Source organism: Labrys sp. E2SS-1L (assembly GCF_057073705.1).
Map to the genome: position 1 here is coordinate 171,377 of NZ_CP172712.1, position 24,804 is coordinate 196,180.

Below are 24,804 nucleotides of genomic sequence, written 5' to 3' on the forward strand. Positions count from 1 at the left end.
TCGTAACGCTGTTTCGCTCCGGATCAAGGACATCCTTTTCGCGCCACCGGCGTTGAAAGGCCTGAGCTCCCCTCGACGCCGGTGCAGTATCGAAGGCTCTCACCCGGCCGGAGCCAGTTGCTCCCGCGGCTTGGCGAAAGGCCGGAAGGTCAGAGCGATCAGCGTCGCCGCGATGCCCATGCCCCAGGAGCCGACATAAAGCCACATATAGGTATTGAAGTAGTCGTAGATCATGCCGCCCAGCAACGGGCCGAGTGACATGCCCAGGCTGCCGGCCATCGCCGTGCCGCCGATGATGGTGCCCATCATCTTGAGCGGGAAATTCTCGCGCACGATCACGGCATAGAGCGGCATCACGCCAGCATAGATGAAGCCCACCACCACGGCTACGGCATAGAACTGGCCGAGCTGGCTGGCGAAGGCATAGAACAGCACGCCGAAGGCCTGGGCGAACAGCCCGATCACCAGCATGCGCTGGGCGCCGAAGCGGTCGCCCATCACGCCGAAACCGATGCGTCCGAACATGCCTGCCAGGCCCTCGACGCTGTAGATGGTGACGGCGGCGATCATCGGGATGCCGCAAGTCACGGCATAGCTCACCGTGTGGAAGATCGGCCCCGAATGCGTGGCGCAGCAGAAGAAATTGGCCAGCATCAGCACGATGAACTGCGGCGAACGCACCGCCTGGCGCAGCGTCATATCCGATTGCGGCTCGTTGGCCAGAGCTGCTTCGTTGCCCTGCTCCAGGGCAGGCGGCCGGCGCAGCAGCAGAGAGGTCGGAATCATGACGGCAGCAGCGATGGCTGCGATGATCAGCATCGACGTCCGCCAGTCATGGATGGTGACCAGCCAGGCGGCGAGCGGCGCCATGGTCATCGGCGCCATGCCCATGCCGGCCGAGACCAGCGACACAGCCAGGCTGCGCTGGGTATCGAACCAGCCGGTGACGCAGGCCATCATCGGCGCGAACATGGCGGCGACCGCCACACCCACCAGCACGCCGAAGACGAGCTGGAACTCGACCAGCGATCCGGCCTGGCTGGCCAGGGCCAGGCTGGCGGCAAGCAGGACGGCGCCGGCCAGCACCACCGGACGCGGGCCGAAGCGGTCGGACAGATTACCCCAGACCATGCTGGCTAGCGCCATCGCCAGGAAGCCGAAGGTCATGGCGGTCGAAATGCCGGTCACCGACCAACCGGTCGCTGCCGACATGGGTTTGAGGAACACCGGCAACGAGAACATCGCGCCGATGGCAACACATCCGAGCAAGCCGCCTGCGGCGACGATCACCCAACGATAGGAATTCCTGTCCATCATGGTCCACCCGTTCCTGTGCCGCGGGCTGCATCGCATCTCGCGCTTCGTCGGGAAGGACGGGAAGCGCAAGGACGCGACGAAACAGGATATGTGAGCAACGAGCGTTCACGTCCGAGCGCCTTTGCTCCAGGCCTGTCGCGGCGATACCTCAAGGACGCACGAGCAACTGACGATCCGACATGCGATTGCAAAATTATTCTGGTTGCAAAATGCTATCAGAAATTTCGTTCCGCGCAAACATGGCATGGCGGCCGAGGAGCGGCCTCGCCGACCTCCTCTTCCCTGCCGATATTTCCAGCCGGAATCGTCATCGCACGCCTCCCATTCGGCCGAGCCTCGTTTTCAGCCGGCGACCGCAACTCTGTCACTGGCGGCCGAGGAGGTGGGAGTAACAAATCCGGCGACATTCCAACTGCATGAGAGAAGCATTTCAAAGCGTTTTGCAATTTGCCTGCGTCACTTCAAATCGCAAAGACGATCGAGCCAATCCGTTCTGCTCTAGGGCTGGCGCAGACCTGTCGCCAGGGCGCGAAAAGTCTCCACGGCCTTCGGCAAAACCTTCTCGGGATCCTCGCTCGCGGCGATCCACAAGGCTGCATTGAGTGCAGCCGCACTCAAGAGCCGGGCCGCGGCTTCGGCATCCAGCGGTTTCATGATGCCTTGCCCGATCAGGCGTTCGACCGTGCGCTTCGTCACCTGCAGGCAATTGTTCTGGCTCGGCCATAGCGAGGGATCGCCGAGGACCGCCGGCCCGTCCAGCAGAACGATGCGTTGCACTTCCGGATCGAGCGCCATCTCGATATAGGCCACGCCCTCGATCAGCAGACCTTCCCATTCGTCCTGGGCGTGGATGGCCGCCTGATGCGCGCGCGCCGCCATCTCGGCGTCGATCTGGTTGACCACGGCGGCCAGAAGCCCGCGCTTGTCGCCGAAATTATGGTAGAGCGCCCCGCGCGTCAGGCCGGCCTCCGCCGTCAATTCATCCATCGAGGCCGCAGCATATCCGGTTCTCGCAAACGCCCTGCGCGCGGCCGCGATCAACTTGGCGCGGTTCTCCTCCATCGTCTCGGCCCGGCGTCTGGCAGCCATCGCAGTTCCTTTCATATACGCATCGTATCTAGGTTGACATACGACACGTATGCCCATAATTCGAGATACGTAACGTATATCAAATGCGGTGGGGCTGTGTGAAGCCCTAGCAGCATCGAGCGAGATCCGCACGTAACCCAATCATGGAAAAGGACTGAGGACATGGCACAGCGTGAGGCAGTTTTCCCGGCGGATCGGCATGCGCTCTACGAGGCGCACGGCTATTCGGCTGCAATCCGATCGGGCGACCTCCTGTTCGTGTCGGGCCAGGTCGGCAGCCGCCCCGACGGCACGCCGGAACCCGACTTCGAGCGCCAGGTGCAACTGGCCTTCGACAATCTGAGGGCAACGCTGAAGGCGGCGGGTTGCGGCTTCGACGACATCGTCGACGTGACCAGCTTCCATACTGATCCCGAAGCCCAGTTCGAGACCATCATGGCGGTGAAAAACCGGATCTTCGACCGCCTCCCCTACCCGAACTGGACGGCAATCGGCGTGAACTGGCTGGCGGGTTTCGACTTCGAGATCAAGGTCATCGCCCGCCTTCCCGAAAACCTGGATTGACCTGCGCAATACACGCGCGCGTCACGGCAGGCAGCGTATTCGCAAGATCTCGAAGCGCTTTCGGACCGCTGGGTCCAAGGTTTTAATATCGTCACCATCTTTTCGCCAGGCTGCCGGGCGTTCATGACCATGGCCAACGTTTTGAAGTCCTTTTGGAAGCTTCTGTTGGCCCTGGTGGCAGCTGGAGCCGTTGGAAGCGTAATCCAGCTTTCCGGCCTGGGCCTGGAGTGGCGGCTAGTCTTGGTCGCGCTCGTCGATGTCTGTCTGATCGTAGCGGTCGTTCAACTGCTGCGTCGCTGGGCAAAACCTGCGGCAGCGGCCAGTCCAAGACCGAATATCATTCTCTCGACAGGCGCTGCAGCCCTCCTTGCGGTTCTGGCCGGCGTAGCAAGTTTCTACTTCGCCCACGCCGTGATCGCCCAGACCGCCGTACGAATCATCGAAAGCCCTACCGCCGGCGGCAATCACCTGGAGATCTTTGGCTCCAATGCCATCGTGCAGGCCTCCGTCCCAGTGCCGCCGAAAGCGACCTGTCGCACCTATGACATTGCCGGCTGGGATCGGGCCGCCAGCCTGAAGGTCAATGCCGGAGGACCCGCCCCCAGCTATCAGATCCAGGGCCTGGTTCGTCCGCAGGCGATCATCGTCGACTGTGGAGCAAACACGCTCAGCGACCAAAGGGTGCAGGTGACGCCAGCAGATGCCCAGGTTCTCCGAACGGCGGGAGTTGGCACGTTAAACGGAACGATCTGGATCGTGGGAGGGATCATATGGCTTATCGGCGTCTTCCTGTCTTGGCTATCTTTCCGATAGCGGCATTGCTGGCGCTCGTGTCGTCAGCCATCGGCGACGAAAGCCAGGTCCCTCATCGGGGACGTGTCGTCGACCAGGACACCATGCAGCCCCTGCGTGCCGAAGTGCGGGCCTGGGCGACCGGGGTCCAGGTCGTGCCCGACGGCGCTTGCCAGAAGGAAGCGAACGCGGACGCCAAGCGCCTCGATGTCGCACGCACGTCCGACCAGGGAAATTTCGACATCAGGCTCGGCTCTCAAACCCGCCTCTACACGGTCGTCGCCTGCGCCGACGACTATCAGCCTGCCCTCGAGGAGAACCTGCCGAACACCAAGGGCCGCAAGACCGTGGTGCCCTACCCGATCACCCTGGCGTCCCTCGGCACCACCTATGCCAAGAGCGATGTGTTCCAGGACGACGTTCAGCTTACGGTAGCCTCCACGCTCAACCGCCTGGCCAATCTGCGCAGACAGAATCCCGATGGCTTCGATAGCGCCCTGGCCGACTACATCAAGCAGCTTTCCGAAATCAAACCCGACCTGGCAAAACAGCTTGCCGTGCTCGGCGACATCGTGCGCAACTGGCAGAGCAAAATCGAGTGAGGGGCAGGCGGAATCTCGTCCGATAGTAGGGACGTCGAAGCAATCCGGTCTCGGCAAGGCGGATATACGCGGCCTGAGGATTGCTTCACCGGGCTCGCAATAACTGAAAATCTGCCGAAGGCTCACTCTGATCTTCACCAGCTGCTGCACGGATCAAGCTGCGAACAGGCTGGTGGCCATATAGTCGACGAAAACCCGTACTTTCGGGGAGAGATATCGATTGCTCGGCCACAGCACGCGGAAGGTCCCGGCCTCGGCCAGATGGTCTTCCAGCAGAGACGTCAGGCTGCCCCGTGCCAGTTCCGAAGCGACCGCAAAGGGCGGCAGGCAGGTGATGCCGAAGGCCTGCTCGGCCAGATAGATCAGGGGCTCCAGCGTGCTCGCGATCGTGGTCTGGGGCAAATCGAGCTTGAGCTCGCGCCCGTCCCGCACCAGCGGCCAGGGTTCGAGCCTGCCCGAATTGGCATAGCAATGGTGCAGGCAGCGATGGCCGAGCAAGTCCTCCGGCACGTTCGGCGTACCATTGGCGGCGAGATAGGCAGGCGCGGCAACGATCCTGTGCTTGAAGGTCCCGAGTTTGCGGCTCATCAGGCGCGTGTCCCTGACCTCGCCGGTGCGGATTACCGCATCGAAACCTTCCTCGATCACATCCACCAGCCGGTCCGTAAAATCGAGATCGAGATCGATCTCAGGATAGGCCGCCATGAAGGCCGCGATCGTCGGCATCAGCAGCATACCGGCGAGCGGCAGGCTCACGCGCAACTGCCCGCGCGGAATTGCCTGCGACCGCGACAATTGCGCCTTCACGGCCTCGAACTCGGAGTGGATGCGCCGGCAAGTATCGAGGAAGAAGCCTCCCTCCTCGGTCAGCGCCATGCTCCGGGTCGAACGATGGAACAGGCGCACACCCATCTCCTCCTCGAGCCGGGCGATCGCCTTGCCGACGGCCGACCCCGACAGGCCGAGGCGCTGCCCCGCGGCCACGAAGCTTCCGGCTTCGGCGGCCTGGATGAAGATGCTGAGCGTTCCGAGCCGGTCCATAGGTGACAATTACGGAATAAATTTCCGATGTGATACGATTACCGGACCATTTATCCGCTATTTTGCCCTCGATATCCAGATGGGGCCGCGGCGAGCCCGCCGCGTTTTCATCGGAGACACTCATGGACACCAAATCCCCGGCTGCTTTTTCGGCTGCCCCTGTGCCGACCACCTTCGTCGTCAACGTCATTCACGCCCATCCCGGCAAGCAGGAGGAGGCCTTCGCGGTCATCCAGGACGTGGTGCACTTTGTCGCCGAGCACAAGGAAGGCTTCCTGTGGAGCACCCTGGCCAGGAGCACGGACGGACTGACAGTCGTCAACATCGAGGCAATCCAGGGCGCCGGCAATGTCGGCGAGTTCTTTTCCGACCCCGTATTCGCGACAAAATTCCGCAAGCTCGACGAGGTTTCCAGGAGTGAGTTTCACACTTACACCGTCGGCGATCTCGTCCTGCCGAAGCGCGTAGCGACGATCTGATCGTCCTGTCCCGCGCCGGTGCCCAGACCCGTCAGGCGGCATGGCGGTCCCCCGGCGCGTCTCCCCCTTATGAAAGCGCCTGCCGCCTTTGTGGCTGGCAGGCGACCCCCACCAGATGGGCGCCGGGGCCGACGAACCAGCGCAAGGCCCCGGTCTCGAATTGCACGAAGCCTTCGCTCTGCAGCGTGGTGAGCAGGCGATGCGCCGTCGATGGCGCCAGGCTCGTGCCGCGAACGACTTCCGAAAGCGTCATGCCGCGCGGATCCTGGGCAATGCATTTGAGGATCGACAGGGCTCGCAACACAGCCTGCACGCAACCATGACCGACGGCACCATCGCGATCCTCGCGAAATTGGCGGGGATTGCCGAATGGCAGTCCCTGCGTGTCGCCGGCGATGCCTCCCAGATGTTGATCGAGTGCTTCCAAAGCAGACACCGGTTCTCCCTCCCGTTGTTTTGCGGACGCTCCCTCGTTATGTTGCCGTTCCTCTTATACGTCCAATATATCATTCGGATCGGGTGATATTATTGAGATATTTATTATCACCGAAATCGATCGATAGCAGAGGGCCATTTGGACCGGTCGGATTGCCACTGCCGGCTGCGCCGCCAAAGAAAAACCTCCCCCTGCAGGACGCGGAGGGAGGCTGAGGAAACAGAGCGCATTCAGCTAAGATGCAGTTTCCATGCCCTAGCGAGACGAGGAAGCCTCTTCGCCTGGCAGAGCGGTCCCCTGGGCTGTCTTCTCGTAAGGGCCGGCACGCTCGCCGTTCAGGACGCGGTTGGCCTGTGCTCTGTCGATATCGCCTTCCCACACGGCAATGACGACGGTGGCGACGCAGTTTCCGATGAGATTGCCGAGCGCCCGCGCCATTCCCATGAACCAGTCGACCGACAGCACCAGGACCAGGCCGATCACCGGAATGACGGGCAGCGCCGACAGGGTAGCGGCGAGAACGACGATGGCCGATCCCGGTACGCCATGCGCCCCCTTCGAGGTCAGGAGGGCGACCCCCAGCACGACCAGGAGATCGGTTTCCGAGAGCGGTGTATTGGTAGCCTGCGCGATGAACACCGCAGCCAGGGTGAGATAGATGGAGAAGGCATCGAGATTGAAGGAATAACCCGTCGGGATGACCAGGCCGACGGTGGAATCCTTGATCCCCATCCTCTCAAGCTTGCGCATGATCTGCGGAAGCACGCTGTCGGACGAGGCGGTGCCCAGGACGATCGTCAGTTCTTCGCGCAGATAGATCAGGAACTTGATCAGGCTGAAACCGGCCATCCGCATGATGATGCCGAGCACCACCAGCACGAAGAAGATCACGCTGACATAGAACAGGAGGACGAGATAGCCGAGCTGCTGCAGGGAGCCGACCCCGTATTTGCCGACCGTGAAGGCGATGGCGCCGAACACGCCCAGCGGAGCGAGCCGGACGATGAAGCCGATGATCTTGAAGAGAACGTCGGTGGCGATGTGGATGAAGTCGGCCACGGGCCGGCCACGTTCGCCGAGCAAAGACAGCCCAGCGCCGAACAGGATGGCAATCAGCAGGACCTGGAGAATGTCCCCCTTGGCGAAAGCATCCGTGACAGTCGTCGGAATGACGCGCAGCAGAAAGTCGACCCCGCCGGTGACTTCGCGCACATGATCGGTGTAATTGGCGAGCGCGCTGCCATCGAGTGTCTTGGGATCGATGTTCATGCCGACGCCCGGCTGGAAGAAATGGGCCATCAGCAGGCCCAGGCACAGGGCGATCGTCGTCACCACCTCGAAATAGACGATGGCCTTGACGCCGACCCGGCCGACCTTTTTCAGATCCCCCGCCCCGACGACACCATGGACGACGACGCCGAAAACCAGGGGCGCAATCACCATCTTGATCAGCTTGATGAAGGCATCGCCGAGCGGCTTCAACTGGCTGGCAAAGCCCGGCCAGAGAATGCCGACCACTATTCCCAGAACAAGCGCTATGACCACCTGCCCGAACAGGGATCTGAAGAATCTGAGCATATATTTCCTCCACGGTCGGCGCCGTCATTGTTTCTGATTTTGCCGAAGGAGCGGTCAGTTCCCCAAAGGGGTCCGGTAACGGTGCGTTCTCCCAAACGTCGTCCGCCACACTCCCGATCGCAATGGCGCCGTATGCAGCAACGCTTAGAGCACAAAATCCCAGCGCCAGGAGGCGCGATTCCATATCATGGAAACGGGTATCGTAGCGCCACCGACGGAAGATTACCCAAAGGCATTCCGGTCTTGCCTAAGGCGAAACAAGAAAATAGGCACGCGTCTCATCCAGGAACCGGTTCACCACGGCGCAGTGATCAGAGCGATACAGCATGATGACATCGGCAATCGGCGCCGGCTCAACCAGCGCCCGGTAGACGACACCGGGTCGCAGCATTTCCTTCGCGGCCTCCGGCACGAGAGCGACACCGAGACCTGCAGCAACCAGGCTGAGCAGCGAATAGGATTCGACGACCTGCTGGGTGATATTGGGGTCAAATCCCGCCTCGATGCAGCATTCCTTGAGATAGCGGGCAAATCGGGAATTCTTCACCCTCAGAAAAACGAACTGCTCGTTCCTCAATTCGGAGAGTTCGATCCTCTCATTGACCGCCAGCGGATGCGACTGCTGCAGGGCCACACCGACTTTTTCCTCCCACGCCAGTTCGGTGACCAGATCGGGATCGCCGACCGGCCCCCGCAGGAAACTGATGTCGATCTTGCGTGCGTGAAGGGCGGCCTCCTGCTCGAGCGGCGGCATCTCGCGGATACGCACCTGGACTTCCGGCACGCGCAGGCGAAACCGGGCGATCAGACCCGCCAGCGGCCCCATCAGCACCGATCCGGTGGTGGCAAGGTCGAGCGTCCCGATCTGCCCCCGGCCAATGGCGTGCGTCTGTTCGGCGGCTTCGTCCACCTGGGCAAGGATCGCAGTCGCATGATCGCGAAAGGCGAGGCCGGCGGCGGTCAATTCGACACGCCGTTTGTTTCGCAGGAAGAGCTGGGTCTTGAGTTCGTATTCCAGGTCCTGGATCTGCGTGCTCAGAGGGGGCTGGGAAACGCCAAGCCGAGCGGCGGCGGCCCGGAAGCTGAGTTCCTCGGCGACAGCGATGAAATAGCGCAGATGACGCAGTTCCATAATCTCTCCCCTGTCTGGCACTTCGATGAGCCCAGGCTAGCGCGTCATCTTCGAGTCTCGCTGATATTTCACAACACCGCCTCCCCCAATCCCGCCCATCTGCGCCTCGCACGGCCCGGCGAGGCAATCGATCAACGCGCCATCGCGCCGTCGATCCACGCCCGCACCTCGGGCAGGACATAGCCGAGGCTGAGATGGCCGGCCCCCTCCACGGGCATGAAGGTCTTGGGCTGGTTGGCGAGGTCGTAGAGGCTCTTGCCGAACGCGAAAGGAATGACACCATCGGCAGTGCCGTGCACGACGAGCAGCGGGACCTTCACCTTGGCGATGCGCTCGTCGGAGGGGAAGGGATCCAGCATCACCCAACGCACCGGGAACATGCCATAGAGGCGGGAAGCCACGGCGAGAGCCGAGGTGAAAGGCGAATCGAGCACCAACGCGCCCACGCTGTGTCGGGCCGCCAGGGCGACCGCCACGCCCGAGCCCAGGGACTGGCCGACGACCACGATGCGCTCGGGTGCCGTTCCGAGAGCCAGCACCTTGGCATAGGCAGCCTCGGCGTCGAGCAGCAAGCCCTGCTCGGAGGGCGAGCCGGTGGAGCCGGGATAGCCACGATATTCCACCGCCATCAGGCCGTTGCCGCCGGCCACCAACGCGCGCAACAGCTCGGTCTGCAGGGTGAGATTGCCGCCATTGCCGTGGAAATAGAGCAGAAGGGGCCTGCCCGGCACGGGCGCGACATGCCAGGCGATCAGTGTCTCGCCATCTTCGGTGCGCAGCTTGACGACCTCGGCGCCGGCTATGGCGGGTGGCAGCACCTCGCCGCCCGGCTGGAAGACGAAGGAGCGCTGGGCAAAGGCCAAAGCGGCGAAGGCCGCCAGATAGAGCGCCGCAACCAGGGCGGCAATAACAATCAGGAACTTCGACACCAAGCAGGCTTTCCAGGACGGCACAGGAAGCGCAATTCGCCATGGGCCGGCAGGGAACGCAAGGGCGAAGGGAACAGCGTTGGGGGTATCGATGGCCACCGCATACAAACGTCATTGCGAGCGTAGCGAAGCAATGACGATCTCCATCATGGTAGATGCATTTCGGCCTCGGCCATGTTTCCAAAGAAAATGTGCCGGCCCGTGAGGGCCGGCACACTCAAATCATCCGATAAAGACGGGCGGATGCCGCCCGTTGTCCCTACTTACCGAGCTTGGCGAGTTCGTCCTTGAGCTCCGGCAGGGCGGTGTAGAGATCGGCGACCAGGCCGTAGTCGGCGACCTGGAAGATCGGGGCCTCTTCGTCCTTGTTGATGGCGACGATGACCTTGCTGTCCTTCATGCCGGCCAGATGCTGGATGGCGCCGGAGATGCCGACGGCGATGTAGAGATCGGGCGCGACCACCTTGCCGGTCTGGCCGACCTGCCAGTCGTTGGGGGCATAGCCCGCATCGACCGCGGCGCGCGAGGCCCCCATGGCGGCGCCGAGCTTGTCGGCCACCGGTTCGATATAGGTGGCGAAGTTCTCGCGGTTGGCCATGGCCCGCCCGCCCGAGATGATGATCTTGGCCGAGGCCAGTTCCGGACGGTCGGACTTGGCCAGTTCCTCGCCCTTGAAGGTCGACAGGCCCGGATCGGCGGCGGACGCCGCCGGCTCGATCGCCGCCGAACCGCCTTCGCCGGTGGCGGCGAAGGAGGCGGTGCGCACGGTGATCACCTTCTTGGCGTCGGCCGAGGTCACGGTCTGGATGGCGTTGCCGGCATAGATCGGCCGCTCGAACGTATCGGACGAGACGACCTTGACGATGTCGGAGATCTGCATGACGTCGAGCAGGGCGGCGACGCGCGGCAGCACGTTCTTCCAGGCCGCCGTCGAGGGCGCCACGATGGCGTCGTAGGAACCGGCCAGGCTGACGATCAGGGCCGCCGTCGGCTCGGCCAGGCGATGCTCATAGGCGGCATCGGCGACGAGCACCTTTTCGACGCCCTGGAGCTTGGCGGCGGACTCGGCGGCAGCCTGAGTGTTGGCGCCGGCCACCAGCACATGCACCGGGCCGCCGAGCTCGAGGGCCGCGGTGAGGGCACGGTTGGTGACGTCCTTGAGGCCGGTGGCGTCGATCTCGGCGATGAGAAGAGTGGTCATGATATCAATCCTCCTGCGCTCAGATGACGCCGGCTTCGTTCTTGAGCTTGTCGACCAGCTCGGCCACCGAGGCGACCTTCTTGCCGGCCTGGCGGGCCGGCGGCTCCACCGTCTTCACCACGGTCAGGCGCGGCGCGATGTCGACGCCCAGCGCCTCGGGGCTGGTCTCGTCGATCGGCTTCTTCTTGGCCTTCATGATGTTGGGCAGCGAAGCATAGCGCGGCTCGTTGAGGCGCAGATCCGTGGTGATGATTGCCGGCAGGTTGAGCGCAACCGTCTGCAGGCCGCCATCGACCTCTCTGACAACGTCGATCTTGTCGCCGCCGACCTCGAGCTTGGAGGCAAAGGTGCCCTGCGGCCAGCCCAGCAGCGCCGCCAGCATCTGGCCGGTGGCGTTCATGTCGTCGTCGATGGCCTGCTTGCCGAGGATGACCAGGCCCGGGTTCTCGTTACCGATCACCGCCTTCAGGAGCTTGGCCACCGCCAGAGGCTCGACGGTGGCGTCGGTCTTGACCAGGATGCCGCGGTCGGCGCCCATGGCCAGGCCCGAGCGCAGCGTCTCGGCCGCCTGGGCCGGACCGATCGAAACCACCACCACTTCGCTCGCCTTGCCGGCTTCCTTCAGACGCAGCGCTTCCTCCACGCCGATCTCGTCGAAGGGGTTCATCGACATCTTGACATTGTTGAGATCGACACCCGAACCATCGGCCTTGACGCGGATCTTCACATTGTAATCGACCACCCGCTTCACGGGCACGAGCACTTTCATGGGGCTTCTCCAGACGGGGAACCGGAACAATGAGCGATATGAAACGACCGCATAATGGCCTTGTCCCTCCCGCGCTGTCGGCGAACCGACACGTCACGTCGCGACAAGACCGCCGCCGCTGAACTTGATGACGCAAGTCAGCTAAAGGGCGCGGCTTTTTGTGTCAACGCGACATTTGTGTGAAGCGACCGGGCGAGTTCCAGTCACGGGCATTCTCGGCGGTCGGTGGAGCGCATCACGAACCGCGACACGCCGGACAAGTCAGCACGAATGTCCCACTCGGCCTCGGGGAGGACGTCGATACTGTTTGCCACCTCCGGCGATCAATCGCTCCAACTGCACTACCACTCGGCCCGACCGATTCTGCTACTCAACATAGTAACAGGTTACCATTTATTGTTTTTATTATCGAACACTTTGCTCTTGCCTTCCTCATACTTAATTGGAAACAACAACAAACTGTTGATAAGCAAAAATCTTACCAAACACGACTTGCGCGAAGCATACCTGCTCGCTGTGCTCGGACTCAGGTTTGCTCGGTACTCCCTAACCCTACGCAATGACTGGCGCGGCCTCCCTTCGCCGTGACTTTGGCAGCAAAGGCTTGGAGCACGAACAAGAAGACGATCTCCAGCCACGCTCCCAAGGAAAGCAGGTCCCCCCATGTTTGATACAGTTTTGAAAGTCACCGGCGTCCTTTTCGTTGCAACCAGTCTCGCCAGTTGCTCAACCGCCGGCATGTTTCCCAAGCCCGGCGAGGCCTACGTCAAGGACGTGACGGTGACGGCCATTGCCTCCGCGCGCAATCCAGTTCCGGGAAGCTTCGCCCCGCGGCTGACTGAAGCTGTGCGCCAGGACGTGCAGCACCTGCCGCAAACCGGCGCAGCCAAGCACCTGTCGATCATCCTGACCGATTATCATTTGAAGAATCCCGCCCTGTCCCTGCTGGTCGGTGACGCCAATTACGTCAAGGGCACACTGACGGTCACGGATCTGGCAGGCGGGCCTGCCAAGACGGCCCCGTTCGTGGTCGGCAATCAAGGGCAGGTCAATGGCGTGGTCGGCGCCATCGTAGCCGCCAACCAGGATCCGGGCCTGATCGAAGGCGTTCTGGTCGTGCAGTCGAGCCGCAAGGCGCTGGAAAATTTCTATGGTTCCAAGCTCTTGAAGACCTATGCGGAAAACCCGCCGGCGGCGACGCCCGCTGCCACCGCCACGCCGGCCCCAGCCAGCCCGGCCAAGGCCAAGCCCACCAAGCCTCCTGTCCGCAAAGCAAAACCCGTTGTACCGGCGGCCGCGCAGCCCGGCACTTAAACAAAACGGCGCCCCAGGGCGCCGCGACATCGAATATAGATCCGGAGGAGGCACTCTGCCTCCCTCCGTTTCTTATATGTAACGCACAAGGGCCTTGCGGCAAGACCCGGTTCCGGCGCTATCAAACCAACCCTCGACCGCAATCAAGGGAAAGGGTGCCGGATGCGTGTGTTGTTGACGAGCTTTGGATCGCGCGGCGATATCGAACCGGTGGCGGCGCTGGGAGCGCGGCTCCGCGATCTCGGCCTCGAGGTGCTGGCCTGCGTGCCGCCGGATGAGGAGTTCGAGGCGGTGCTGGCCCGCGCGGGCGTAAGGCTGGTGCCCGCCTTCCGGGCCTTGCGGCCCTGGTTGGCGGAAGTGCGCAAGGGACCTGTCGACCTGCCCCAGGTGGCGGGCGAGGTCCTGGAGGGGCAATATCGGGCAATGGCCGCGGCGGCCGAGGGTTGCGATGCCGTGGTGGGTTGCGGCCTGTTTCCCTCCACCGCCGCGGCACAGGCGGTGGCCGAAGAGCGGGGTCTTGCCTATGTCCATGTCAGCTATTGCCCGCTCTTCATCCCTTCCCCGCATCATCCGCCCTATGCCTATCCCGGTCACCCTCGCCCGCCGGGGATCACCGACAACCGGGCTTTGTGGGATCACAATAGCGAGGTCATGAACGCCCTGTTCGGTGCCGCCGTGAATGGCCTGCGCGTCCGGATCGGCCTGCCGGCGCTCACCAATGTGCGCGATCATGTCTTCACCGACAGTCCCTGGCTGGCTTCGGACCCGATCCTGAGCCCGTGGCCGCCGGCCGCAAGCACAGTGGTACAGACCGGTGCCTGGATCTTGCCGGACGAGCGCCCGCTCCCGGCCGATCTCGAAGCCTTCCTGGCAGCCGGCCCGCCGCCGGTCTATGCGGGCTTTGGCAGCATGTCGATGCCGACGGCCCAGGCGGCCGGCCCCGTGGCGATCGCGGCGATCCGCGCCCAGGGCCACCGCGTCCTGCTCGCGCGCGGCTGGGCCGGACTCGCTCTTGCGGAGGCCGCAGAGGATTGCTTCCTCGCCGGCGACGTCAACCAGCAGGCCCTGTTCCCGCGCGTTGCGGCGGTGGTGCATCATGGTGGTGCCGGCACCACCACGGCGGCGGCTCGGGCGGGCGTGCCGCAGGTGATCGTACCACAGCTGGTGGACCAGCCGTTCTGGGCCGGACGAGTGGCGGCACTCGGCATCGGTGTGGCTCATGACGGCCCGGCCCCGAGCCTCGACTCGCTCTCCGCCGCGCTCGCTATCGCTCTGGCGCCGGAAACCCGCGCCCGGGCCGCCGCCCTGGCGAAATCGATCCGCACCGATGGCGCCGCGCTGGCCGCCGGGCTGCTCCTCGACATGACGCGCCGGTGATCTGAATGAATCGTTACGCCGGCCGGTTCGCGCCGGCCGGCGAGCACGGTGCCTCCAGCCGCGTTTAAAAAGCCTGCCCTGCCACCTCGCTCAATCGAACGTGTCGCGCCAGTCGTTCTGCGCCTGGGGCGGCGCATTGTCGAACAAAGGCGCATCGGCGCGTTTGAGCGGCAGCACCAGGATGGCGCCGGCGACCAGTCCGCCAAGATGGGCAAACCAGGCGACATCGTCTGTCGAGGTGACGAAATAGGCATAAAGCGCAAAATAGGCCTGGTAGAGAATCCAGGCCCCGATCGCCCAATAGGCCGGCAGTTTCAGCGGAATGCGGAAGAACAGGAGCACCCAGATCTTCACCTTGGGATGCAGCAGCACATAGGCAGCCACCACGCCCGATATCGCCCCGGATGCCCCGATCAGCGGGCTGGTGGAGTCCTGTGCGGTCAGGGCATAGGCGAAGGAAGCCAGTACGGCACAGGCCAGATAGAAGAACAGGTAGCGCCAGCGCCCGAGATCATCCTCGACATTGTCGCCGAACACCCACAGGAACAGCATGTTGCCGGTCAGGTGCATCCATGAGCCGTGCACGAAGGATGAGGTGATCGGCGTCAGCCATTCCGGCACCCTGATATATTCGGCCGGCAGCTGCATCTTCTGGAACAGAACCACCGGAATCATGCCATAGGAATAGGTAAAGCCCGCCGTATCCGCCACGAAGGTGCCGGGCACGTAGCCGGACTGGAAGAACACGAAAACCGAGACATTGGCGGCAATCAGCGCCCAATTCACATAGGCTCGCGTGATGCGCCGGTGCGGGTTGTCGTCATAGAGCGGTATGATCATCTCGCGTCCCGTATCGCCTGCCGATGCAAGTCGCGTGACGGCAAGAACAATGTAGGGCGAGAAGCAGCGGGAATAAAGGTCGCACAGCGAACAGAGCCGTTGGTGCGGGGTATTTACCGTCATCCCGCATACTATTTTGAGAATGCGCGGCATTTATGCATCATCTGCCCGGGTCATTGGAGGGTGATCGCAGTCCGAGAGGAACCAGATGCTTCGTTGCTCGCGATCTCGTGCCGCTGCCCTTGCCATCATCATGACCGCGCTGCCGGTTCTGGCCGTCACCACGCAGACCAGCCCCGCCTTCGCCGCCCCGCAAGAAGCCGTGCTCAAGCAGGCCGAAGCACAGCGCCAAGCCTTGATCGACACCATGAAGGCGCTGGTTTCGATCGAATCGGGCAGCAAGGACCCCGATGGCCTGGCCGAGATCGCCACCCTGATCGCGGACCGGCTCAAGGCCCTGGGCGGCGAGGTGCAGCAGATCGAGCCGAAGGGCGTCTATCGCATGCAGGACACGCCCGAGAAACCGGGCAAGGTCGTGCTTGCCCGCTTCACCGGCACCGGCACCAGGAAGATCGCTCTGATCGCCCATATGGACACGGTCTATCTCAAGGGCATGCTGGCGCAGCAGCCGTTCCGCATCGAGGGCGACAAGGCCTATGGCCTCGGCATCGCCGACGACAAGCACGGTGTTGCCCTCGCCCTCAGCACTGTTGCGCTGCTGAAGGAGCTGAATTTCAAGGACTACGGCACGCTGACGGTGATGATCAACGGCGACGAAGAGATCTCCTCGCCCGCTTCGCGCGCGCTTCTCACCGAGCTCGGCGCCGAGCAGGACGCCGTGTTTTCCCTGGAAGGCGGGGGCATCGGCACCGACCAGATCATCCTCGCCACCGCCGGCATCGGCGCCGTCGCCCTCAAGGTCGAGGGCAAGGCCTCCCATGCCGGGGCTGCACCCGAGCGCGGCGTCAACGCGCTCTATGAACTGGCGCACCAGATTCTGCAGATGCGCGATCTTTCCGATCCCAAGCTCGGCCTCAAGCTGAACTGGACGGTGGCCAAGGCCGGCACCAACCGCAATGTCATCCCGGCCGAAGCAACGGCCCAGGCCGATGTGCGCATGCTGCGCATGGCCGATTTCGACCGCATCGAGAAGACGGTGAAGGAGCGCATCGCCAACAAGCTCCTGCCCGACAGCAAGATCGAGGCGCTGTTCGAGCGCCGCCGCCCGCCCCTGCAGCCCATCGACGCCGGGCGCGCCTTGGCGGCACGGGCCGGCGCCATCTATGGCGAGATCGGCCAGAAGCTGAGCGTGATCGACAAGGCCGGCGGCGGCGGCACGGACGCCGCCTTTGCGGGACTGAAGGCCAAGGGACCGGTGCTGGAAGGCCTCGGTCTGCGTGGCTTCGGCGCCCATTCCAACGACGCCGAATATGTCGAGCTCGATTCGGTGGTGCCGCGCCTTTATCTGCTGGCACGGCTGATCATGGACGTCTCGGCCGGCAAGACGAAATAAGTGGCGCCCGGCCCAGGCGCGGCAAGCTCCTGCCGCGCCTGCTGGCCCGAAACCCTATTCGTTGGTCTTGATGTTGGTCCAGGTCCGCGTCCAGAGTTTCTGAATCTTGGCGTCCGGCGCCGTGGTGGTGAACAGGCGCGCCATGGTGGCCTCATCAGGGAAGATGGCGGGATCCTTGAGGATCTCGGGCTTGATGAACTTTTGCGCGGCGAGATTGCCAGTGGCGTAGGAGATGAACTCCGTATTCCTGGCAGCTATCTCCGGGCGCATCATGTAGTCGATGAAGGCATGGGCCTCCTCGACATGCTCGGCATCCTTGGGGATCGCCCAGCCGTCGACCCAGATCAGCGCGCCTTCCTTCGGCACGACATAACGGATGTCGACCAGGGGGCTGTCAGGCGACTTGGCATGGGCTTCGATGGCGCGGTTGCGCGCCTGGATGACGTCCCCGGCCCAACCGACCACCAGGCAGAGATCGCCGGCAGAGAGCGCGCTCAGATAACCCGAGGAACTGAAGGTCCGGATATAGGGCCTGATGGCCTTGAGCAGCTCTCCCGCCTTGGCGATATCCTTGGGGTCCTTGGAATCGGGATCGAACCCGAGATATTTCAGGGCAGGCGGGATCAGCTCGTCGGGGGTATCGAGAATACTCACGCCGCAATCGGCGAATTTGGCCAGGTTCTCCGGCTTGAACACGATGCTCCAGCTGTCGATCGGCACATCGCCCAGGCGCTTCCTGGCCATCTCGACATTGTAGCCGATGCCGGTGGTGCCCCACATATAGTTCACGGCGTATCGGTTGCCCGGATCATAGAAGGCCAGGCGCTGGAACACCTTGTCCCAGCCGTGCTGGAGATTGGGGATCCTGGCCTTGTCCAGCGGTTGAAACACGCCGGCTGCGATCTCGCGCTTCAGATTGGGGCCAGTGGGATCGACGACGTCATAGCCGGAATGACCGGCATAGAGCTTGGTCTCCAGCACCTCGTTGGAATCCATGGTGTCGTAGACGACCTTGATGCCGGTCTCCTTGCTGAAGCCTTCCAGGGTGGAGGGATCGATGTAATCGGCCCAGCTATAGACGTTGACGACCCTGTCGCCCGCCATTGCGGGCCCGGTAGCCATCAGGGCGGCCATGGCCGCAGCGGCGAGAGCCAAGAGCTGGGGCGGTCGGAGGCGACTTCGGCGAGAACGCGATCTCCAAATCGGCGTCGGGCAAGACGGCATGAGGGTCTCCTCTGGACGTGCGTCATCATTGCCGCCGACGCCAGACGCCGACGGATGGGGATTGCAGCCCTGTACAAAGGGGTGCAATTGCTGTGATGGGGCCTGAAGCGTTTTGCGATTTGGTGGAATCACCAAGAATCGCAAAGACGCGTCAGAACAAGGAGTTAGAGCAAATAAGCGTCCATACTCGAACGCGCTTTGCTCTTGACGATGCCACGACGCCTCGCTTCAGACGGAAGCACGCGGCTGTTCGCACCGAGAAAGCCCGCTCGGCGTCATTCAGGATCCGGACGAGCGGAAACCGGCGCTCTTCGGCGCATCCGCCCCGGCTGTCCGGGTAGAACATTCCATCGAGGTCGTCGCTCTACGGACGAGCCTGCCCGAAAGCGTTTCGTATCCGCGCCGACAGTCGGCTCTTCCTCCTTCTTGCTCGCTCAGGACGGCTGGGCTTCCGGCAAGGGACGGCCCAGGGACGAACGCACCGCCGGGATAGGTCCCGACGGCATAAAATGCTCAGGCAGCACGATGGCCAGATGCGAGGCCGCGACGTCGCGCGCCTCCTCCCGCGACAGGTTCTTGGGGGCGATCATCAGATGCAGCCACAGGCCTTCGAGCATGCACACGATCGCGCGCGCCAGCTTATGCGCATCGATGCCCGCCGGCACGAGTTCGGCACAGAGATCGGCGACGACACCGAGATTCTCCTGGTCTGTGTCGTTGCACATGCTGCGATAGGTCGGACGGGCCTTCGCCTCGCCCCGGAAAGCGCACCAGGCTGCCAGCTTGCGCGGCGTGCAGATCCTGCGGTCGAAATCGGCCAGGACCATCGCCCAGAGCCGCTCCGCAGCCGATGGCCCGGCCTGGGCAAGGGCAGCGCGCCAATGATCGCGATATTCGTCCGACAGGAAACGCAACGTCTCCAGCAGCAATTGTTCCTTGGTCTCGAAATGAAAGTTCACGATGCCGCGGGACATGCCGACCGCCTCGGCAACGACGCCGATCGTGGTGCCCTCATAACCGTAACGGGCCAGGCAATCGATCGTCGCATCGATCAACTCGCTCCGGCGCTCGGCCCGGTTGATCCGCGTGCGGCCCGTGCTCGTGGAAGTGTTCATCCTGGTGAAGCCACCCTGTCCCGCCGCCCGATCCGAGCCGGCGTCTTTCCAGCATGCTTGGTGAGAACGGTGGGATTGTCAATGCGATTTTTTGCTATACGTTCGTTCAGTATCATGATTATAACTGAACGAACGTATAGCAATTATATAATCGAACATTCGTAGCGGGAGTGCTGACAGGCCTGCGTTTTTTGGGGGGCCCGGCGAGGGAAGGTCCATCCTTCCCCCGGCACGACCAAAGGACATGTCCCAGCTGGTGAAGACGAGGTGACGACGATGACGACGATTGGCTCGACGGCGATGGCGGCAGCGGAGGAAGATCTCACCGAACGCGCCAAACGCCATCTGATCCAGCCCTGGCCTGTCGCGGAAACCATGGGCGACGAGGCGCGCCCGCTGATCGGCGAGGGCGACGGCATCTACATCACCGATGCCGCCGGCAAGCGCCTGATCGACGGCCCGGCCGGCATGTGGTGCACCAATATCGGCCATCGCCGCCGCGAACTCGCCGACGTCATGCACGAACAGGCGATGGCGCTGTCCTACAGCTCGCCCTGGTACACCACGAGCTCGCCCTCCGTCGCCCTGGCCGAGCGGATCGCCGCCCATGCGCCGGGCGACCTCAACCATGTCTTCTTCACCACCGGCGGATCCTCGGCCGTGGAGACGGCGCTGCGCTTCATGCAGTTCTACAACAATGTGCGCGGCCGCCCGGACAAGAAGCTGATCCTCAGCCGCGGCAGCGCCTATCACGGCTCGACCTATCTTTCCGCCTCGCTCAATGCCCGTCCGCGCGACAATGACTGGATGGACAGCGCCGGCGATCTCGTCGTCAAGCTCTCGTCACCCAACCCCTTCCGCCGTCCCGGCGGCAAGACAGTGGTCGAATTCGCCGATGTCCTGGTCGACGAGTTCCGCGACACCGTCGCTCGGGTCGGTGCCGAGCGGATCGGAGCCTTCGTCGCCGAGCCGATCCAGGCCTCGGGCGGCGTCATCGTGCCACCGGAGGGCTACCTGCCGCGCATCCGCGAGATCTGCCGGGCCAACGACATCCTCTATATCTGCGACGAGGTGGTGACGGCCTTCGGCCGCCTCGGCCATGTCTTCGCTTCGGGAGCAGTATTCGGGCTCGATCCCGACATGATCACTTTCGCCAAGGGCGTCACCTCGGGCTATTTCCCGCTGGGCGGCGTGGTGATCTCGGATCGGTTGCTCGCGGATCTCAGGCGTTCCAACCATCCCGAGGCGATGTTCGCCCATGGCCTGACCAACACCAGCCATCCCATCGGCTGCGCGGTCGCCCTGAAGAATCTCGATATCCTGGAAGACGGCGTCCTCGACCATGTGCGCGAGGTCACGCCCTATTTTCAGGCCCGGCTCCGGGACCTTGCGGACCTGCCTTTGGTCGGCGAGGTGCGCGGCCTCGGCATGATGGCTGGCATCGAATGCGTCGCCGGGCCTGCCGGCGAGGAGGGTGGGGCGCTCGACGAGACCATCGGCAAGCGCATCGACGGCCATTGCCAGGAACTCGGCCTGCTGGTGCGGCCGATCGTCAACATGTGCGTGATGTCGCCGCCGCTGACCATCACCCGCGCCCAGATCGACGACATGGCCGCCATCCTGCGAGAGGGCATCTCACGCACGATGGACGACCTCGAACGCGAAGGCCTGTGGCGGCGCTAGGTTCGGAGCGCGGACTTCCAGTCCGCTCCTGGGGCGAGGCCACTCATTGAGGAGCAAGAGCGGTCTCAGCGACATGCCTGCATGTCGCTGAGAAGTCCTCTCTTCAACCTTACCCCATCGCCTTGATCACGGCCGCGCCCATCTCGCTGGTCGAGACGGCGTTCTGGCCGGCGCTGGCGATATCCTTGGTGCGCAGCCCCTCGCTCAGCACCTTGGAGATGGCGGCGTCGAGGCGGTCGGCGGCCTCGGAAAGCCCGAAGGAATAGCGCAGCGCCATGCCGAAGGAAGCGAGGGTGGCGATCGGATTGGCCAGGCCCTTGCCGGCAATGTCGGGCGCCGAGCCGTGCACCGGCTCATACATCGCCTTGCGCTTGCCGGTCTTGGCATCCTCGGCGCCGAGCGCGGCCGAGGGCAGCATGCCGAGCGAACCCGTCAGCATGGCGGCGACGTCGGAGAGCATGTCGCCGAACAGATTGTCGCAGACGATCACGTCGAACTGCTTGGGCGTGCGCACCAGCTGCATGCCGCAATTGTCGGCCAGGATGTGCTCGAGCTTGACGTCGGCATACTCGGCCTTGTGGACCTCCGTGACGACCTGCTTCCACAACACGCCCGATTTCATGACATTGTGCTTTTCGGACGAATGCACCAGGCCGCGGCGCACCTTGGCGAGGTCGAAGGCGACGCGGGCGATGCGCTCGATCTCATGGGTAGTGTAGACCTGGGTATCGACGGCACGCTTCTCGCCGTTCTCCAGCGTGACGATCTCCTTGGGCTCGCCGAAATAGACACCGCCGGTGAGTTCGCGCACGATCATGATGTCGAGGCCCTCGACCAGCTCGCGCTTGAGCGAGGAGGCTTCGGCCAGCGCCGGATAGCACACGGCGGGACGCAGGTTGGCGAAGAGGCCGAGATCCTTGCGCAGGCGCAGGAGGCCGGCTTCCGGACGCGCCTCATAGGGAACGTCGGCCCATTTCGGACCGCCGACCGCACCGAACATCACCGCATCGGCCTGGTCTGCAAGCTTCATGGCATCTTCGGAGATCGCCTTGCCATGGGCGTCATAGGCGGCGCCGCCGACCAGATCCTCTTCCGTCTCGAAGGAGGTGAGACCGGTCTGGTTGAGGAAGGCGATCAGGCGTTTGACCTCCGCCATCACCTCGACACCGATGCCGTCGCCAGGAAGAAGGAGGAGCTTTTGCGTCGCCATGACCTGTCACCTTTGATTGGAATGCCGGCTGATTAGACGAGCAAGGGGGAAGGTGCAAGCAAGGAGGCAAGATGGGCGGGTTCCAAGACCCGCCTGTCGGCGCTGAAGACGTACCGGTCCGGGGATCGCCACATCACCGTCGCTGTCACCGTCGCTGCATGCGCATAATGCCGCCGGAATGACATGAGAATTGTCGGCGACCATCCTCCAAGGTTGCGGAGAGAGGCGTTTATGCTCTATTCGCCCCTTCGTTTCGACGGGCCTCCGACCATGACTTATGCCGTTAAGGAAATCTTCTACACGCTTCAGGGCGAAGGTCGTAACGCCGGCCGGGCCGCCGTGTTCTGCCGTTTCGCCGGCTGCAATCTGTGGTCCGGGCGGGAGGCTGACCGCGCGACGGCCATCTGCCAATTCTGCGATACCGACTTTGTCGGAATGAACGGAACGGGCGGTGGACGTTTCGCCGGCGCGCATGAACTCGCCCGCGCCGTGAGCCAGACCTGGACCGCCGGTGACGAGGGGCAGCGCTTCGTCGTCCTGACGGGAGGCGAGCCTCTTCTTCAGGTCGACACCGATCTCGTCACGGCCCTGCATGAAGCGGGCTTCGAGATCGCGGTCGAAACGAACGGCACCGTCGCTCCCCCCTCGGGCATCGATTGGCTCTGCGTCAGCCCAAAGGCCGGCGCGCCGATCGTGGTCGGCGCGGGTGACGAACTCAAATTCGTCTACCCTCAAGCCGGGCTCGACCCCTGCCAGTTCGAAGATCTGTCCTTCCAGCATCTGCTGCTCCAACCCATGGACGGACCGGAGCGCGAGGCGAACACGGCAGCTGCGGTCGCCTATTGCCTGGCGAATCCACGGTGGCGATTGACACTGCAAACCCATAAAATGCTCGGTATTCCATGAAGATCACGCAGGCATTCACCTTCGAGGCCGCGCACCGCCTTCCCAACGTCCCGCAAAGCCACCGTTGCCATCGAATGCACGGGCACTCCTATCGTGTCGAACTGCAGCTGGAAGGCCCGGTCGATCCACATACCGGCTTCGTCGTTGATTTCTTCGACGTGGAGGCGGCCTTCGGTCCGCTGCTGCAGCGCCTGGACCACTATTGCCTCAACGAGATCGAAGGGCTTGAAAATCCGACCGCGGAAAATATCGCGATCTGGATCTGGGACAGGATCAAGCCGCTGCTGCCGCTGGTCGCTTCCGTGAGGGTCTATGAGACCCCTCAATGTTGGGCGGAATATGAGGGCTGAGCGCCGCCTAAAGCGACCTGGCGGGCGATCTCGATAGCTGCGCTTCTCAAACGGACCGAGCTCCCCTCGCCAGCCTCTGTTCCCTGGGGGACTCGACCTTCCCAAGCGCCTGCCCCCAGATTTGCGCGCGAATCGGGCCCATCGGCCCGACGCAGCAATGATAGGGAGCCTGTTCGTGAGCGAGCCCACGCAAGGTCTTTGGCACAATATGAACCGCCCGCTGGCTGCCATTCTTCTTGGCGTGCTGCCATTCTGGCTCTTCCTGGGCGCTTCCGACAAGCGGACCGTCAACGGCGAGGTGGTGTTCGAATCCGAGTTGAATCTGCTGGGCATCGTGATGGCGATCGTCGCCCTGGGGCTCGCCTTCACCATGCTGCGCCGCGATGGCTCTCCCGGCCAGCCACCGCGCCGCTGGCCGCGTACCCTGGTAGCGATCGCGGCCATTCCGCTGGCCCTGTTCCAGCTCGGCTACTCCATCGGCTTCTACAGTTTCAAGGACATCAATATCGCCGTCTTCGGAGGTCCCGCGCCGCCTCCTTCCACCTACGGCGGATTGAATCCCGACCTGAAAAAGTTCTTCGTCGAGCGCTCCCGGACACTGGATCAGGGTCGCCTCAACGACACGATCGTCAACTCCCTGCTGCGCCTGACTGAAGCGCGTATCAGACACAACGCCTATGCGGACGCCTGCCATCGCGGCAAATGGCAATTGGAGGCGGTGGCTCTGCCTGCCTTCCTCAGCGAGGCAGGACGCGATGCGATCGCCGAAAGCGAGCGCAAGCTAGCGGCCGAGCGGCCGGCGCCCTGCACGGAAAAGAATGCCAAGGCCAACATCACAGAGCTCTCCGACTATTATGCCCGCGACAGGGACATCCTCGCGATCCAACTCACCGGCTATGACAGCCGTTTCGGCTTGGCCCCCCCGCCCACAACCTCCGCGACCGCGCCCGCTATCGAAGGTGTCCCTGTCGGATTGGGAGCCAGCGTTGCAGAGGCTCAACGCATTTTTGGCTCCACCCGCCAGCCAGAGCCCTATACCAGCGCGATGGGCGAACGCCTCGCACTCTATCCCGCCGACGGCTTTGCGCTCTACCTCTCGACCGGCGAGCAGGTCGAAAGCATCAAACTCACCAAACCGTTCAACGGCAGCGTGGGCAGCGTCAGAATCGGTGATCCCTTGATCACCCTGAAACGTCTGATGGGCAAGCCGACGAAGGAACTTTTCCCCCTCGATAAGAACCGCGCCTATTTCTATCCTCTGCCCAATGGCGTCACCGCCCGTTTCGACGCCAGCGAGGAAGAAGGCGTGCAGTCGATCATGCTGCTCAAGACGAAGTAGAGAG

The 24,804-nt window shown here is 63.2% G+C and carries 24 protein-coding genes; 11 read left to right on the plus strand and 13 right to left on the minus strand.

The genetic code is table 11. The features are described from left to right. Positions 1-99: 99 nt before the first annotated feature. Complete coding sequence (locus tag ACIGJE_RS00800; protein ID WP_311935651.1) at positions 100-1,317, minus strand: MFS transporter; 1,218 nt, start codon at positions 1,315-1,317, stop codon at positions 100-102. 498 nt (positions 1,318-1,815) lie between these two features. Then, on the minus strand, positions 1,816-2,406 hold the full coding sequence (locus tag ACIGJE_RS00805; protein ID WP_483679092.1) for a TetR/AcrR family transcriptional regulator: 591 nt from the start codon (positions 2,404-2,406) through the stop codon (positions 1,816-1,818). Positions 2,407-2,568: 162 nt separating this feature from the next. On the opposite strand from ACIGJE_RS00805, the gene ACIGJE_RS00810 reads away from it, so the two are divergent. The 3 genes from ACIGJE_RS00810 (at position 2,569) to ACIGJE_RS00820 (ending at position 4,364) form a co-directional block, all read left to right on the plus strand. Next, positions 2,569-2,970 carry a RidA family protein gene (locus ACIGJE_RS00810; protein WP_311935646.1) on the plus strand — a complete coding sequence of 134 codons (402 nt, stop codon included), beginning with the start codon at positions 2,569-2,571 and terminating at the stop codon, positions 2,968-2,970. 123 nt (positions 2,971-3,093) lie between these two features. Beyond that, positions 3,094-3,783, plus strand: a complete 690-nt coding sequence (locus ACIGJE_RS00815; protein WP_311935643.1) for a hypothetical protein — start codon at positions 3,094-3,096, stop codon at positions 3,781-3,783. 17 nt (positions 3,784-3,800) lie between these two features. After that, entirely contained in the window at positions 3,801-4,364 is a 564-nt protein-coding gene (locus tag ACIGJE_RS00820; protein ID WP_156771699.1) for a hypothetical protein, read from the plus strand. A 153-nt stretch (positions 4,365-4,517) separates the two neighbouring features. Here ACIGJE_RS00820 and ACIGJE_RS00825 read toward each other — a convergent pair whose 3' ends face one another. Then, positions 4,518-5,405: a LysR family transcriptional regulator gene (locus tag ACIGJE_RS00825; RefSeq protein ID WP_311935636.1), complete on the minus strand. Its 888-nt coding sequence runs from the start codon at positions 5,403-5,405 to the stop codon at positions 4,518-4,520. A gap of 122 nt (positions 5,406-5,527) precedes the next feature. On the opposite strand from ACIGJE_RS00825, the gene ACIGJE_RS00830 reads away from it, so the two are divergent. Further along, a complete protein-coding gene (locus tag ACIGJE_RS00830) occupies positions 5,528-5,884 on the plus strand; it encodes an antibiotic biosynthesis monooxygenase (protein ID WP_068294413.1) in 357 nt (118 codons plus the stop codon). Positions 5,885-5,951: 67 nt separating this feature from the next. Here the strand turns inward: ACIGJE_RS00830 and ACIGJE_RS00835 are convergent, their stop codons facing one another. From ACIGJE_RS00835 to ACIGJE_RS00860, 6 genes are all read right to left on the minus strand, one after another. Beyond that, a complete protein-coding gene (locus ACIGJE_RS00835) occupies positions 5,952-6,320 on the minus strand; it encodes a helix-turn-helix domain-containing protein (RefSeq protein ID WP_082980035.1) in 369 nt (122 codons plus the stop codon). Between the two features lie 255 nt (positions 6,321-6,575). After that, the gene (locus tag ACIGJE_RS00840) at positions 6,576-7,898 is read right to left on the minus strand and encodes a dicarboxylate/amino acid:cation symporter (RefSeq protein ID WP_415087291.1); all 1,323 of its coding nucleotides are present in this window, start codon (positions 7,896-7,898) and stop codon (positions 6,576-6,578) included. A 247-nt stretch (positions 7,899-8,145) separates the two neighbouring features. Further along, positions 8,146-9,030 (minus strand): LysR family transcriptional regulator, encoded by an 885-nt coding sequence (locus ACIGJE_RS00845; protein ID WP_415087290.1) that lies wholly within the window; start codon positions 9,028-9,030, stop codon positions 8,146-8,148. 131 nt (positions 9,031-9,161) lie between these two features. Then, a complete protein-coding gene (locus ACIGJE_RS00850; RefSeq protein ID WP_415087297.1) occupies positions 9,162-9,959 on the minus strand; it encodes an alpha/beta hydrolase in 798 nt (265 codons plus the stop codon). A 259-nt stretch (positions 9,960-10,218) separates the two neighbouring features. Beyond that, entirely contained in the window at positions 10,219-11,160 is a 942-nt protein-coding gene (locus ACIGJE_RS00855) for an electron transfer flavoprotein subunit alpha/FixB family protein (RefSeq protein ID WP_483679093.1), read from the minus strand. A gap of 19 nt (positions 11,161-11,179) precedes the next feature. After that, a complete protein-coding gene (locus ACIGJE_RS00860) occupies positions 11,180-11,929 on the minus strand; it encodes an electron transfer flavoprotein subunit beta/FixA family protein (protein ID WP_394312453.1) in 750 nt (249 codons plus the stop codon). 663 nt (positions 11,930-12,592) lie between these two features. On the opposite strand from ACIGJE_RS00860, the gene ACIGJE_RS00865 reads away from it, so the two are divergent. Continuing rightward, the gene (locus tag ACIGJE_RS00865; protein WP_483679094.1) at positions 12,593-13,243 is read left to right on the plus strand and encodes a hypothetical protein; all 651 of its coding nucleotides are present in this window, start codon (positions 12,593-12,595) and stop codon (positions 13,241-13,243) included. 162 nt (positions 13,244-13,405) lie between these two features. Continuing rightward, on the plus strand, positions 13,406-14,620 hold the full coding sequence (locus ACIGJE_RS00870; protein WP_311945037.1) for a glycosyltransferase: 1,215 nt from the start codon (positions 13,406-13,408) through the stop codon (positions 14,618-14,620). 90 nt (positions 14,621-14,710) lie between these two features. Here ACIGJE_RS00870 and ACIGJE_RS00875 read toward each other — a convergent pair whose 3' ends face one another. Continuing rightward, positions 14,711-15,460, minus strand: a complete 750-nt coding sequence (locus ACIGJE_RS00875) for a rhomboid family intramembrane serine protease (protein WP_068298207.1) — start codon at positions 15,458-15,460, stop codon at positions 14,711-14,713. 208 nt (positions 15,461-15,668) lie between these two features. On the opposite strand from ACIGJE_RS00875, the gene ACIGJE_RS00880 reads away from it, so the two are divergent. Beyond that, positions 15,669-16,973: a M20/M25/M40 family metallo-hydrolase gene (locus ACIGJE_RS00880; protein WP_483679095.1), complete on the plus strand. Its 1,305-nt coding sequence runs from the start codon at positions 15,669-15,671 to the stop codon at positions 16,971-16,973. 54 nt (positions 16,974-17,027) lie between these two features. On the opposite strand, the gene ACIGJE_RS00885 is transcribed toward ACIGJE_RS00880, so the two are convergent. Together ACIGJE_RS00885 and ACIGJE_RS00890 are read right to left on the minus strand one after the other, a co-directional pair. Next, positions 17,028-18,095 (minus strand): polyamine ABC transporter substrate-binding protein, encoded by a 1,068-nt coding sequence (locus tag ACIGJE_RS00885; protein WP_483679096.1) that lies wholly within the window; start codon positions 18,093-18,095, stop codon positions 17,028-17,030. Between the two features lie 536 nt (positions 18,096-18,631). Further along, a complete protein-coding gene (locus tag ACIGJE_RS00890) occupies positions 18,632-19,312 on the minus strand; it encodes a TetR/AcrR family transcriptional regulator (RefSeq protein WP_311945032.1) in 681 nt (226 codons plus the stop codon). 276 nt (positions 19,313-19,588) lie between these two features. Here ACIGJE_RS00890 and ACIGJE_RS00895 point away from each other — a divergent pair, with 276 nt between their 5' ends. Next, positions 19,589-20,995 carry an aminotransferase gene (locus tag ACIGJE_RS00895; RefSeq protein ID WP_483679097.1) on the plus strand — a complete coding sequence of 469 codons (1,407 nt, stop codon included), beginning with the start codon at positions 19,589-19,591 and terminating at the stop codon, positions 20,993-20,995. A gap of 109 nt (positions 20,996-21,104) precedes the next feature. Here ACIGJE_RS00895 and leuB read toward each other — a convergent pair whose 3' ends face one another. After that, positions 21,105-22,205, minus strand: a complete 1,101-nt coding sequence (leuB, locus tag ACIGJE_RS00900) for a 3-isopropylmalate dehydrogenase (protein WP_483679098.1) — start codon at positions 22,203-22,205, stop codon at positions 21,105-21,107. 270 nt (positions 22,206-22,475) lie between these two features. On the opposite strand from leuB, the gene queE reads away from it, so the two are divergent. The 3 genes from queE (at position 22,476) to ACIGJE_RS00915 (ending at position 24,800) form a co-directional block, all read left to right on the plus strand. Beyond that, the gene (queE, locus tag ACIGJE_RS00905) at positions 22,476-23,111 is read left to right on the plus strand and encodes a 7-carboxy-7-deazaguanine synthase (protein ID WP_311945027.1); all 636 of its coding nucleotides are present in this window, start codon (positions 22,476-22,478) and stop codon (positions 23,109-23,111) included. Beyond that, positions 23,108-23,461, plus strand: a complete 354-nt coding sequence (gene queD / locus ACIGJE_RS00910) for a 6-carboxytetrahydropterin synthase QueD (RefSeq protein WP_483679099.1) — start codon at positions 23,108-23,110, stop codon at positions 23,459-23,461. Before queE ends, queD begins: the two co-directional genes overlap by 4 nt. A 175-nt stretch (positions 23,462-23,636) precedes the next feature. Further along, positions 23,637-24,800, plus strand: a complete 1,164-nt coding sequence (locus ACIGJE_RS00915) for a hypothetical protein (RefSeq protein WP_311945023.1) — start codon at positions 23,637-23,639, stop codon at positions 24,798-24,800. Positions 24,801-24,804 lie beyond the last annotated feature (4 nt).